The sequence below is a fragment of the Allobacillus halotolerans genome (assembly GCF_018967645.1).
Taxonomy (GTDB): domain Bacteria; phylum Bacillota; class Bacilli; order Bacillales; family Alkalibacillaceae; genus Allobacillus; species Allobacillus halotolerans.
Genome location: NZ_JAHLZF010000014.1, coordinates 61,514 through 74,261, shown reverse-complemented (window position 1 = coordinate 74,261; position 12,748 = coordinate 61,514). Strand labels below are relative to the sequence as shown.

At 38.2% G+C, this 12,748-nt stretch carries 15 protein-coding genes and 1 other annotated feature; of the genes, 14 read left to right on the top strand and 1 reads right to left on the bottom strand.

The window, feature by feature from the left end:
• Nucleotides 1-306: 306 nt before the first annotated feature.
• The 11 genes from KQ486_RS10165 to ileS all read left to right on the top strand — a co-directional run bounded on the left by KQ486_RS10165 (nucleotide 307) and on the right by ileS (nucleotide 9,922).
• Complete coding sequence (locus tag KQ486_RS10165; protein WP_216687553.1) at nucleotides 307-1,218, top strand: sigma-E processing peptidase SpoIIGA; 912 nt, start codon at nucleotides 307-309, stop codon at nucleotides 1,216-1,218.
• Entirely contained in the window at nucleotides 1,218-1,943 is a 726-nt protein-coding gene (gene sigE, locus KQ486_RS10160; protein WP_144159614.1) for an RNA polymerase sporulation sigma factor SigE, read from the top strand. The genes KQ486_RS10165 and sigE overlap by 1 nt, the downstream gene beginning before the upstream one ends.
• Nucleotides 1,944-2,024: 81 nt before the next feature.
• Nucleotides 2,025-2,819, top strand: a complete 795-nt coding sequence (gene sigG / locus KQ486_RS10155; protein ID WP_144159611.1) for an RNA polymerase sporulation sigma factor SigG — start codon at nucleotides 2,025-2,027, stop codon at nucleotides 2,817-2,819.
• A gap of 97 nt (nucleotides 2,820-2,916) precedes the next feature.
• Nucleotides 2,917-3,147 carry a YlmC/YmxH family sporulation protein gene (locus KQ486_RS10150; RefSeq protein WP_144159608.1) on the top strand — a complete coding sequence of 77 codons (231 nt, stop codon included), beginning with the start codon at nucleotides 2,917-2,919 and terminating at the stop codon, nucleotides 3,145-3,147.
• Between the two features lie 65 nt (nucleotides 3,148-3,212).
• The gene (pgeF, locus tag KQ486_RS10145) at nucleotides 3,213-4,013 is read left to right on the top strand and encodes a peptidoglycan editing factor PgeF (RefSeq protein WP_216687552.1); all 801 of its coding nucleotides are present in this window, start codon (nucleotides 3,213-3,215) and stop codon (nucleotides 4,011-4,013) included.
• 18 nt (nucleotides 4,014-4,031) lie between these two features.
• The gene (locus KQ486_RS10140) at nucleotides 4,032-4,706 is read left to right on the top strand and encodes a YggS family pyridoxal phosphate-dependent enzyme (protein ID WP_216687551.1); all 675 of its coding nucleotides are present in this window, start codon (nucleotides 4,032-4,034) and stop codon (nucleotides 4,704-4,706) included.
• Nucleotides 4,707-4,719: 13 nt separating this feature from the next.
• Entirely contained in the window at nucleotides 4,720-5,142 is a 423-nt protein-coding gene (locus tag KQ486_RS10135) for a cell division protein SepF (RefSeq protein WP_144160180.1), read from the top strand.
• A gap of 5 nt (nucleotides 5,143-5,147) precedes the next feature.
• Complete coding sequence (locus KQ486_RS10130; RefSeq protein WP_144159599.1) at nucleotides 5,148-5,414, top strand: YggT family protein; 267 nt, start codon at nucleotides 5,148-5,150, stop codon at nucleotides 5,412-5,414.
• A 22-nt stretch (nucleotides 5,415-5,436) separates the two neighbouring features.
• Nucleotides 5,437-6,210, top strand: a complete 774-nt coding sequence (locus tag KQ486_RS10125) for a YlmH family RNA-binding protein (protein ID WP_216687550.1) — start codon at nucleotides 5,437-5,439, stop codon at nucleotides 6,208-6,210.
• An 83-nt stretch (nucleotides 6,211-6,293) separates the two neighbouring features.
• Nucleotides 6,294-6,818 carry a DivIVA domain-containing protein gene (locus KQ486_RS10120; protein ID WP_144159593.1) on the top strand — a complete coding sequence of 175 codons (525 nt, stop codon included), beginning with the start codon at nucleotides 6,294-6,296 and terminating at the stop codon, nucleotides 6,816-6,818.
• A 70-nt stretch (nucleotides 6,819-6,888) separates the two neighbouring features.
• Nucleotides 6,889-7,106, top strand: a binding site (T-box leader).
• 59 nt (nucleotides 7,107-7,165) lie between these two features.
• The gene (gene ileS / locus KQ486_RS10115) at nucleotides 7,166-9,922 is read left to right on the top strand and encodes an isoleucine--tRNA ligase (RefSeq protein WP_216687549.1); all 2,757 of its coding nucleotides are present in this window, start codon (nucleotides 7,166-7,168) and stop codon (nucleotides 9,920-9,922) included.
• A 307-nt stretch (nucleotides 9,923-10,229) separates the two neighbouring features.
• Here ileS and KQ486_RS14560 read toward each other — a convergent pair whose 3' ends face one another.
• Complete coding sequence (locus KQ486_RS14560; protein ID WP_274237106.1) at nucleotides 10,230-10,361, bottom strand: hypothetical protein; 132 nt, start codon at nucleotides 10,359-10,361, stop codon at nucleotides 10,230-10,232.
• Nucleotides 10,362-10,611: 250 nt separating this feature from the next.
• On the opposite strand from KQ486_RS14560, the gene lspA reads away from it, so the two are divergent.
• From lspA to pyrR, 3 genes are all read left to right on the top strand, one after another.
• A complete protein-coding gene (lspA, locus tag KQ486_RS10110) occupies nucleotides 10,612-11,085 on the top strand; it encodes a signal peptidase II (RefSeq protein ID WP_255439627.1) in 474 nt (157 codons plus the stop codon).
• Nucleotides 11,078-11,986: an RluA family pseudouridine synthase gene (locus KQ486_RS10105; RefSeq protein WP_216687547.1), complete on the top strand. Its 909-nt coding sequence runs from the start codon at nucleotides 11,078-11,080 to the stop codon at nucleotides 11,984-11,986. Before lspA ends, KQ486_RS10105 begins: the two co-directional genes overlap by 8 nt.
• A gap of 204 nt (nucleotides 11,987-12,190) precedes the next feature.
• Nucleotides 12,191-12,730, top strand: a complete 540-nt coding sequence (gene pyrR, locus KQ486_RS10100) for a bifunctional pyr operon transcriptional regulator/uracil phosphoribosyltransferase PyrR (protein ID WP_216687546.1) — start codon at nucleotides 12,191-12,193, stop codon at nucleotides 12,728-12,730.
• Nucleotides 12,731-12,748: the final 18 nt, after the last annotated feature.

The following is a 12,748-nucleotide window of genomic DNA, read 5'->3' as shown; positions in this document are numbered from 1 at the left end:
CTCGTGCTGTTCCCGCAGGAGTCGTCACCTTCGCTCTTCACCATACAACAACTATGCACAATCTCTTTATTATCAACACCAAACTTTAACAGAGCCAAATTTAATAAAAACACAATCAAAAGCCTGATTTAACTGGTAACAGTTAAATCAGGCTTTTTTGCTGTTAATCTTGGTATATTCTTAACTTCAAAACATTCGTCAAAAAAGACCAAAATAAGAAAGAAGATGCACTGATAAAGTGACAGTTTTTTTATCAAGTCTCAGCTATACTTTTGTTAAATGCTTGTCAAAAGGATGAGTGAGTGGATGCAGCTGTACTTGGACTTAATTTGGTTACTCAATTTATTGTTCGATTGGACAATCCTACTTTTGGTTGCTTGGTTAACGAAATCTATTTTTTCCAGGTGGCGAATTTTCTTCGGTGCACTTTTTGCATCGATGATCATTCCATTATCCATTGGCCTAGGGATTGATTGGTTGTTTCATCCGTTAGCAAAACTCATTTATTCAATTGGCATCGTTTGGATTGCTTTCTCTTATCGTCAATTGAAGACATTGGTTACACAATGGATCAGTTTTTACATTGTTAACTTTTCAATTGGGGGTGGAATCTACGGTCTTTATGCATTTTTGGATGGAACCGTACCTTTAGCTAATCTTTCTCAAGGTTATGGAAATATTTATAGTTGGATTACCGTAATGGCCTTATTCCCAGTTGTACTTTATTTAACAAAAGAGCAATTTCAGCGACTCACCATCCATCGAATCAATGAACAGCAATTATATCCAGTTCATTTGTCATATAACAATTCGCGAATCAAAGTCAATGGATTTTATGATTCTGGAAATCAATTGACGCATCCAATATCAAAAAAACCTGTCATTTTATTAGATGAATCGACTTCTAATCGGCTATTTGGAAAGTCAGTTACGCACAAGTTGCTTCAAACATCATCTTTATCTACAAACGAGCAGTCACAACTATCAATTCAGCTTATTCCATATAAAGCTGCAGGAGGAGGGGAGAATTATTTGCAAGCGATTTTATTAGATCGTGTGAGCATTGAATATGACTCCATTACTTATACAACGAAAGACGTCTATGCTGGTGTCCAACCAGGGCAATTCTCAAGATCAATTGACTTTAATGTGTTGTTGCATTCAATGGTTTTCCAGTCAAAGAGAACGAAAATATTTCAATCAGAGGGGGCATCTTAATGTTTCGTAAACTTCTAAGTGATCTTCAACGTTTTATCATTAAACTATTGGTTAAATTAAAGATTGTTAAGAGAGATGAAGTATATTATATCGGTGGAAGTGAAGCATTGCCACCGCCATTATCAAAAGATGAAGAAAGGCATGTACTTGAACGGATGACAAATGGAGATCAAGCAGCCAAATCAATGTTAATTGAACATAATTTACGTTTAGTTGTTTACATTGCAAAAAAGTTTGAAAACACAGGGATTCATATTGAAGATTTAATTAGTATTGGTTCTATTGGTCTGATTAAAGCAGTAAATACATTTAATCCTGAAAAGAAAATTAAACTGGCAACCTATGCATCTCGCTGTATTGAGAATGAGATTCTCATGTATTTAAGAAGAAATAATAAACGAAAAACAGAAATTTCATTTGATGAACCATTAAATGCAGATTGGGATGGAAACGAATTATTGTTAGCTGATGTACTTGGAACAGATGACGATCTCATTACACGAGAGTTAGATCATTCTGTTGATAAATCGCTATTATTAAATGCATTGACAAATTTAAATGGTAGAGAAAAGCAAATTATGGAAATGCGTTTTGGATTAGCAGGGAATCAAGAACAGACACAAAAAGATGTCGCTCAGGAATTAGGGATTTCGCAGTCTTATATATCTAGACTTGAAAAGAAAATCATCAAACGATTAAAACGAGAGTTTAATAAAATGGTCTGATCTGATTTTTATTTGTCGAATAAAATCCGTCTTGCTGGAGAAACTGATAGATGACATCAACTCCAGTGGGAGGGGTAAATATTGGCAAAGAATAAAGTCGAAATTTGTGGTGTAGATACGTCAAAATTACCTGTTTTAAAGAATGACGAAATGCGTTTTTTATTTAAAAGAATGCAAAAAGGTGAGCTCGATGCAAGAGAACAGCTGGTTAATGGAAATTTACGATTAGTATTAAGCGTCATCAAAAGATTTAATCATCGTGGTGAAAATATGGATGATTTATTCCAAGTTGGCTGTATTGGACTGATGAAATCCATTGATAATTTTGATTTAAGTCATAATGTGAAGTTTTCTACTTATGCAGTTCCGATGATTATTGGTGAAATCAGAAGATACTTACGGGATAATAACCCGATTCGTGTCTCTCGTTCATTAAGAGATATTGCATACAAAGCTTTACAAATTCGTGAAAATCTAATCGGGAAAAACAATGCTGAACCGACGACGAGACAAATAGCGGCAGAAATGGAGTTACCACATGAAGATGTTGTATTTGCTTTAGACGCAATTCAAGATCCTGTTTCTTTATTTGAACCAATTTATAATGATGGCAGTGATCCGATTTTCGTTCTCGACCAACTCCGTGATGAAAAAGAAAAAGCTTCTTCTTGGGTCAATGATTTAGCGATTCGGGAAGGCATTCAAAAGCTAAACAATCGTGAAAAATTAATCATTAATCAACGCTTCTTTGAAGGAAAGACACAAATGGAAGTAGCTGATGAGATCGGCATCTCTCAGGCTCAAGTATCTCGACTGGAAAAAACAGCTATAGAGGAAATGAATAAAAATGTGTTAGAAAAAATGGATGAAGCATAGTTTTCAAACTCTTCATTCGCACATATATAAAAAAGTCCAGAATTTCTGGGCTTTTTTTGTTGTCTAGCAACATATTATTGTAATGAGGTGAGAGAATATGTTGCTTTCTGAATTGCAATCAAAAGATATCATTAATATTGACTCGGGGGCAAAAATCGGATTTATCGGAGATATTGAAATTGATGTAACGGTAGGTGTGATTACGTATTTGATTGTAACAATCAGTCAAAAATGGTTCGGTTTGATCGGTAGTGAAGAAGAGTTGAAAATACCTTGGACGAATATCGTCAAAATTGGAACGGATGTAATCTTAATTCGATTGGATTAAGCATTGTTTGATGAGAAAAATCCGAACAATTATGATAAAATAAGCGTATGTAAGGAGCGCTCAGTGTGAAAGATGTATTTAACTACAATGAAACGACAGCGATGTTACTCATCGAAGAATGGAAAAAGTATGGAGTCGTCGCAGGCTTCACAACGAAAGGCAACGGGATCAGCAATCCCCCATTTGATGGCTTGAATCTCGGGTTGCATGTGAATGACCGACGAGAAGATGTGTTGGAAAATCGAAGACGCACATCAGCTATTTTGAGTAGAGATTTAGCCGAGTGGAGGTGTATTAACCAAATACACGGCGACCGGATCGTCGATTTGACGAGCGGGAAAACGGAAGATAAACAGCTGCAACATGATGAACCGTTGATTGATGCCGATGGGATGGTATCAGGTAATTCAAAAGATTTCCTGGTGACCTTCTATGCCGATTGTGTGCCATTATATATGATAGACGTCAATAAACGCTACTTCGGCATGGCACATGCTGGTTGGAAGGGAACGGTTAAAGGGATTGGCAAAAGATTGGTTGAACAATTTCAACGATTGGGAAGCAATCTATCGGACATGCATGTAGCAATCGGTCCGTCGATCTCACAGGCTCATTATGAAGTGAATGATGCTGTGGCTGAACAAATACCAACGGAACATTCACAAGTTCTTATGGCTACGAAACCAGGTCATTATTTGCTTGATTTAAAAACACTGAATGAGCGAATTTTTGTTGAAGCTGGTATTCGAGCGAATCATATTTTAAAAACAAATTATTGTACATTTGAACAAGATCGTCTTTTTTATTCTTATCGTAGAGACGATGGCAAAACAGGCAGGATGGCTGCTTTTTTAGGAGTACTATAATTCAAAGGAGCGTTAAACGTGTCTGTACAAAACAATCTTGCAACTATTCAAGAAAACATTCAGAAAGCATGTGAGAAATCAAATCGAAATCCAGAAGATGTTCAAATCATTGCTGTTACTAAATATGTAACTGTTGACAGAGCACAAGAGGCCATTGAAGCAGGGGTTAGCCATTTAGGAGAAAACCGAGCAGAAGGTTTCCAAGACAAATATACAGCGATTGGTGATCAAGTGCACTGGCACTTTATTGGAACACTACAATCTCGAAAAGTAAAAGAAATTGTTCACCAAGTAGATTTCATTCACTCATTGGACCGAAAGTCATTGGCAAAAGAAATTAATAAACGAGCGGAAAAACCAATCTCATGCTTCGTTCAAGTGAATGTAAGTGGGGAAAGTTCAAAGCATGGATTGGAACCCGATGAAGTAAGTGACTTTATTCAATCATTGAAAGACTATCCAAAAATTAATATAGTTGGTTTGATGACGATGGCACCTCATACGGATGAAGAAGAAGTGATTCGAAACTGTTTTCGTTCATTACGGCAATTACAATTAGAAATTCAACAGCTATCGTTGGACTTTGCACCTTGTCAATATTTATCGATGGGCATGAGCAATGATTATCAGATTGCCATTGAAGAAGGAGCCACACATATCCGAATTGGTTCAAGTCTTGTCGGTGAGGAATAGGAGGAGACGAATGATGGGTTTTATGGATCGAGTGAAAGGATTCTTCGATTTGGATGGGGAAGAAGAGAATTACTATGCGGGGAAAGAACAGAGTAAAGAACCTGCATCTCATGAACAAAAAAATGTCGTCAGTATACACTCCGTCCAACAAGATTCACGAATGGTTCTTTGTGAACCGAGAGAGTTTGATGAAGTAGAAGAAATTGCAGACCACATAAAGAAGAAAAAATCGGTGGTTATTAATATGCAACGCTTAGACCAAGCCAATAGTAAGCGTATGGTTGATTTTCTAAGTGGTACAGTTTATGGCTTGGGTGGAACGATTCAAAAACTAGGAAGCCAAACCTTTTTATGTACACCAGAGCATGTGAGTATTTCTGGTAGTATCACTGGTTTGATTGAAGAAGAGTTTGAGTTTCAACGAAAAGGAAGGTAACGTGTATGTTATTTGAAGTATTTAAATTACTCTCAACCGCTTTATCCATCTATTCCTGGGCATTGATCATCTATATTTTGATGTCTTGGTTTCCAGGTGCGCGGGAAAGTGGAGTCGGTGAGTTCCTTGGAAAAATTACCGAACCGTATTTAGAACCTTTCCGGAAAATCATCCCACCAATCGGTATGTTGGATATTTCACCAATCGTAGCAATTATCGCCTTGCAATTAGCGTCCAATGGTTTGTGGGTCTTGTATGGGATGTTAGCTTAATTCGTTGAGAAAGAGGAGAACCATGAAGATTTATCAGCATTTCAGACCAGAAGAACAGCATTTGATCGATCAAATTTTAGATTGGAAAGATCAAGTGGAAAGGACTCATATCTCTGTATTGACGGATTTTTTAGATCCACGCGAGCAAATCGTTTTTGAATCGGTAATTGGACAAGATGAAGAATTTCGTCTGTCCTTTGAGGGTGGTTATAACGAAGCAGAACGAAAAAGGGCAATCCTTTCTCCTTTTTATCTGGAAACCTCTCAAGAGGATTTTCAAGTGACTGCACTACAGGGTACTTATCCAGCGAAATTTGTCTCATTAAGTCACAGGGATGTATTGGGAAGTATGATGTCATTAGGCATACATAGAAAGAAACTCGGTGATTTAACAGTATCTGAAGGCGAATTTCAAATCATATGTGATGCAAGCTTAGCACCTTATTTTCAAATGAACTTGACACAAATCAAAAAAAGTCGTGTATCATTGGAAGAAGTAAGGTTAAATGAAGTCATTGTTCCAAGTCAAAATTGGGAAGTAAAAGAAAGTACGGTTTCATCGGTCCGATTAGATGTCGTCATGAAAGAGATCTATCGAATGTCCAGGCAGCAAGCACAAAAAATGATTGAAAAAGAAGCCGTAAAAGTTAATCATCAAGTCATACAGCAACCGGCTTATCAACTAGAACCTGGAGATTTATTATCCGTACGTAATAAAGGAAGAAGTAAGCTGATGGAAGTGCTTGGAACGACGAAAAAAGATAAGCAGCGAATAAAAACCGCATTATTAAAATAAATCGCCGAAATTGCAGGATTTACGCTGTTTGTGTCGAAAGTTAACCAATAATCGATAGTGAACGTACAATAGGGGGAGATTACATGGCATTAACGCCACTGGATATTCATAACAAGGAATTCACTCGCGGATTTCGAGGATATGATGAAGATGAAGTCAACGACTTTTTAGATCATGTCATCAAGGATTATGAAAAAGTCATTCGCGAAAAGAAAGCACTTGAAGACAAACTCTATGAAATGGAAGAAAAATTGAGCCATTTCACCAACATAGAAGAAACATTGAATCGCTCTATTCTGGTTGCACAAGAATCAGCCGATGAAGTGAAAAGTAATGCCAATAAAGAAGCGAAGTTAATTATTAAAGAGGCTGAGAAAAATGCCGATCGAATCATTAATGATGCATTGGCAAAATCAAGAAGTACAGCCATGGAAGTGGAAGAACTTAAAAAACAAGCAAAAGTATTTCGTACTCGCTTGAAAATGTTAGTGGAAGCTCAATTGGATATTATCGATACGAATGACTGGGAAGAATTATTTGAAATTGACTCAGAACATGACCAAGAAGAAGAGCCAAGACTAAATCAATACTCCACATCCGAAAATTAATTGGTCCAATTGCTTGACGGATTATTTTTCTTTCCATATAATTTTCATGCAATCAATAAATCTTTTATACACATAAACGATGATGGGAAAAGTACTTTATGACAACGTCCAAAGCGATCCAGGGATGGTGAAAGCCTGGTGACTTCACATAAAGGAAAATCGTCCTTGAGTTTTCAGGTCGAAAAAAAGTAGGCTTGAACGTATTGTTCACGTTACGAACGAACGAGTGGAACAGGGAAGCAATTTCTGTTCAATTAGGGTGGTAACGCGAGCTTTCTCGTCCCTTTACAGGGGATGAGAAAGCTTTTTTATTTGTTTTAAAAACGATGACTTAGAGGAGGAATACAATGAGCTATAAAGATACATTACACATGCCACAAACAGATTTTCCGATGCGTGGAAATCTGCCAAAACGTGAACCAGAAATGCAACAGAAATGGGAAGAAGAACAAATTTATCAAAAAGTTCAAGAGAGAACGAAAGGTAGACCAAAATTCATCTTGCATGACGGACCACCTTACGCAAATGGTGATTTGCATATGGGTCATGCTTTGAATAAGGTATTGAAGGATATTATTGTTCGCCATAAATCAATGGCTGGTTATGATGCACCTTATGTCCCTGGTTGGGATACACACGGTTTGCCAATCGAAGTAGCGTTGACAAAGAAGAAAAAGATTAACCGAAAAGAAATGTCTGCCGCAGAGTTCCGTAAACTTTGTGAAGAATATGCGTTGCAGCAAATTGATAATCAACGAACACAGTTTAAACAAATCGGTGTACGTGGTGACTGGGATAATCCATATATTACACTTCGACCAGACTTTGAAGCGAATCAGATTAAGGTCTTTGGTGAAATGGCGAAACGCGGATATATCTATAAGGGTAAAAAGCCGGTTTATTGGTCCCCTTCATCAGAATCTGCATTAGCTGAAGCGGAAATCGAATACCAGGACAAACGCTCACCATCGATCTATGTCGCTTTTAATGTAGCAGATGGAAAAGGTGTGCTCAATGGTGACGAGAAATTTATCATTTGGACCACTACTCCATGGACCATTCCTGCAAATATGGCGATTGCTGTACATCCTGAATTGACATATGTGTCCGTTGCAGTCAATGGAGAACAATATATTATCGCTGAAGAATTAATCGACGAAGTTTCCGAAAAATTGGAATGGAATTCTCCGGAAATCAAGAAAACATGGAAAGGATCAGAACTTGAAAACATCGTGGCGAAGCATCCGTTCTATGATCGGGACTCCTTGGTGATTCTTGGTGATCACGTCACGACAGACGCAGGTACTGGTTGTGTGCATACAGCACCAGGACACGGGGAGGATGACTTTTGGGTAGGAAAGCAGTATGGATTAGAAGCTCTCAGCCCTGTTGATGACAAAGGTGTATTCACAGATGAGGCGCCAGGCTTTGAAGGTGAATTTTACGATAAGGCAAATAAATCAATTACAGAAAAATTAGAAGAAGTGGGTGCATTGTTGCACTTAGAATTCATTACACACTCTTATCCGCATGACTGGCGGACAAAGAAACCGACAATTTTCCGCGTGACCTCTCAATGGTTCGCTTCCATCAAAGCGTTCCGAGATGATATTTTAGAGGAGATCAAAAATGTGAAGTGGCATCCGCATTGGGGCGAAACCCGTATGTGGAACATGGTGAAAGATCGTGAAGATTGGTGTATTTCCAGACAACGGGTTTGGGGTGTGCCGATTCCTGTATTCTATGGAGAAACAGGTGAGCCAATCATTACCGACGAAACGATTAAGCATGTTTCAGAACTATTCCGTGAACATGGTTCAAACGTTTGGTTCGAGCGTGAGGCGAGAGACTTGCTACCAGAAGGGTTTACACACCCATCCAGTCCAAATGGGAAATTTACAAAAGAAACAGATATTATGGACGTTTGGTTCGATTCTGGTTCTACCCATCAAGGAGTACTTGCGGAGAGAGAAGAATTGCAGCGACCTGCTGATTTATATCTTGAAGGTTCCGATCAATATCGTGGTTGGTTCAACTCTTCTTTATCTACAGCAGTAGCCGTTACTGGAAAAGCGCCTTATAAAGGAATTTTAAGTCATGGTTTTACACTGGATGGTAAAGGCCGTAAGATGAGTAAATCAATGGGGAACGTTATTGTACCTTCTAAACTAATGAAACAGTATGGTGCTGATATTCTCCGTTTATGGGTCTCCAGTGCGGATTACTCAGGTGACGTACGTATTTCAGATGACATCATGAAACAGGTAGCTGAAGTATATAGAAAAATCCGTAATACGATTCGTTTCTTACTTGGAAACTTGAAAGATTTCGACCCTGCAAAAGATGCTGTATCTTACGATGAATTAGAAGAAGTCGACCAGTTTATGTATATTCGCCTTCAAGAGACGATCGATAAAGTGAAGAAGGCCTATGATGAATATGATTTCTCTGTTATTTATCATACAATCAGTAATTATTGTACCGTTGACTTAAGTTCATTCTATATGGACTTTGCGAAAGATATTCTATATATCGAGAAAGCAGATCACCCGAGAAGAAGAAGCATTCAAACGGTCTATCATGAAATTGTTGTAAGCTTAACAAAACTGTTGTCACCAATACTTTCCCATACGATGGATGAAGCTTGGTCTTATATTCCAGGAGTAGAAGCAGAAAGTGTCCAATTAACGGACCTACCGGAAGTGAAACAACTGGATAATGCCGAAGCTGTCAAAGAAAAGTGGGCAGCATTGATGGAAGTACGTGAAGATGTATTAAAAGCTTTGGAAGAAGCACGTGAGGATAAAGTGATCGGCAAATCACTGGAAGCTCTCGTAACAATCGTTCCTAAGAATGAAAAAATCTTTGATATCTTAAAAGAAACAGAGAATCTGCATCAATACTTTATTGTTTCTGAAGTACGACTAGAAGAAGCCAATCAATTAGCGAAAGCATATGAACATGTATCTGTTGCTGTTGAAGAACATCCAGGAGAAAAATGTCAGCGCTGCTGGGTATCTTCAGAGACAATTGGCAACGATCCGAACTATCCAGATTTATGTGAACGTTGTGCACCAATCGTTGAAGACATGAGAAGTGAATAGTTGCCGTTGATTTAAGGCGCTATGAAAAATTTACAGAAGACATGAGAACCCGAACGATTTAGGCGTAAATAAATCGTTCGGGTTTTCTGTTTGATATTTTCTCTATTGGCTCTAATTTGTTGGGATAAATACACAACTTAGCGTAGGTTACGATGAAAGCCGTTGGTCTCAGGCAATCCGCTTACGGCGGGTGCTTGTACCCAAAGGACATAAGGCGACATCTGTGACAATCACAGAGTGTGTCGGGGGCGTTTTTAATGCTAGTTCTCAGAGCTTCAGTGTTAAAAAGGCTGTCTTCAGTGTTTAATCACGTTGCTTCAGGGTTAATTTGCGTTGCTTCAGGGTTAACTTGAAGATCTTCAGTGTTAATTCGCTGGGCTTCAGTGTTAATTTGTGGATCTTCAGCGTTAATTTGCGGAGCTTCAGGGTTAATTCGCAAACCTTCAGTGTTTATCTACAAACCTTTCGTATACGCCTATTGTCATGATCATCTGCTTCTTGTACTCCTCTTAAAAAACATTAGCACCAACCGATTTTAACAGACTACTCGGTGGATGTTGTTTTTACGTTCACTCACTAACTCGATTGAAAGATTCTTTCAGGTTCATTTATTTAACAGGCAGCTCACATTTTTATCGAATGCAAGGTTGTCTTATGCTACAATCAAAGAGTGGAAGGAGCGAATAAGTGTGTTTAAATTCTACATACTTGCGTTATTTTTAATAGCAATCGATCAAGTAACAAAGTATATAGTTGTGAGCAGAATGGAAATTGGTGAGCAACTAGAATTGATCCCGAACTTTTTATATTTTACTTCCCATCGAAACAGTGGGGCAGCCTGGGGAATGTTGGAAGGCCAGATGTGGTTTTTTTATATTGTTACAATTATCGTAGTCGGTGTCGTAGTTTATTTTATCCAAACGAATCGTGACCAACCGATGCTACAATTAGGTTTCAGCTTTATTCTAGGTGGAGCAATCGGAAATTTCATCGATCGAATTTTATTTCAAGAGGTTGTTGACTTCATCGATGTTTATATTTTTGGTTATAATTTTCCGATTTTCAATATCGCAGACTCAGCTTTAACAATCGGTGTAATTCTAATTATCATTCTCATTTTATTTGAAGACTACAGTGGAAAAGGGAAGGTCAAGAATGGCTAAACAATCTATTCAAGTAGAAGAAAGATTTCATACAACTCGACTGGATAAGTTATTGACGAATTTGAATCCAGAAGAATCACGAAGCCAAATCCAATCATGGATTAAAGAAGGTTTTGTACAGGTTAATGGAAAAAAAGCAAAAACAAATTATAGGTGTCAGCAAGGTGACTTCATTGAATGGGAAATACCAGAAGAGGAAGCATTCGAATTAAGACCTGAGTCGATGGATTTAGATATCCGATATGAGGATGAACATCTTTTGGTTGTCAACAAGCCGAAAGGGATGGTCGTTCATCCGGCTGCTGGACATTCAAACGGTACACTTGTGAACGGATTAATTGCATATACAAACCTATCGGACATAAATGGAGAATTTCGCCCTGGAATCGTTCATCGTTTGGATAAGGATACAAGCGGCTTAATGGTTGTGGCAAAAACAAATGACACACATGAAAAACTCGCCACGATGTTAAAAGAGCGGACTGTAAAACGACAATATCAAGCCATTGTTCATGGGGAAATAGAGCATGAGCTAGGCACTATTGAAGCTCCGATTAGTAGGGACCCGAACGATCGTAAGCGAATGGCTGTCGTTGATCATGGAAAAGAAGCGATTACCCATTTCCGAGTACATGAACGTTTTCCGAATTATACACATGTCGTTTGTGATTTGGAAACAGGTCGAACACACCAAATACGTGTACACTTTAAATATATCGGTTTTCCGATCGTAGGAGATCCGAAATATGGACCAAGAAAAACATTGAATTCAGAGGGACAAGCCCTCCATGCCAGACGCTTAGAATTCACGCATCCGATTACGATGGAGAATATAATTGTGACGGCTGAAGCTCCGGCTATTTTTCAAGAGACTTTAAAGGAAATTAACCGGTGGACTTGACTTTTTTCTTAAAGGAAGTAAAATAAACAGTGAATAAAGTGAACCTTTAAGAATGGTCCAGAGAGACTAGCAAGGTGACGGATGAACCTACACATATTATTGGTGCAGAAATCCTCTTTTGTCATCTTGTGGCAAAAGAGTTTTTTTATGCCTAAAACCGTCAAAGGTTCGATTAAAAGTAAGCTGGAAAAGGGGGGAGGAACAATGAACGAAAAAACGAAGATTTTAGACGAAGCAGCAATTTCTCGAGCAATTAAACGAATCTCTCATGAAATTTTAGAAAAAAACAAAGGCACGGAAGATCTTTTACTTGTTGGCATTAAAACAAGAGGAACACCTTTAGCAAATCGAATTCAGCAACAAATTAAGGAAATTGAGGGTGTCGATGTCGAAACAGGAGAACTGGATATTTCACTTTACCGAGATGATTTATCGAATAAAGACACGCAGGATGAAGCAACGGTGAACCAGACGAATATCACATCTTCAATTCAAGGGAAAAAAGTCATTTTACTTGATGATGTGCTTTATACCGGCCGAACCGTGAGAGCCGCGATGGATGCAATCATTGATCTCGGCCGTCCGAAGAACGTTCAATTAGGCGTATTGATTGACCGAGGTCACCGAGAGTTACCGATTCGTGCAGATTATGTTGGGAAAAATATTCCTACATCAACCAATGAAGTGATTAAAGTGAAGTTGTCAGAAGTTGATGAGCAAGATGAAGTGAGTATATACGAATAGGTTAAATAATGTTCAAAC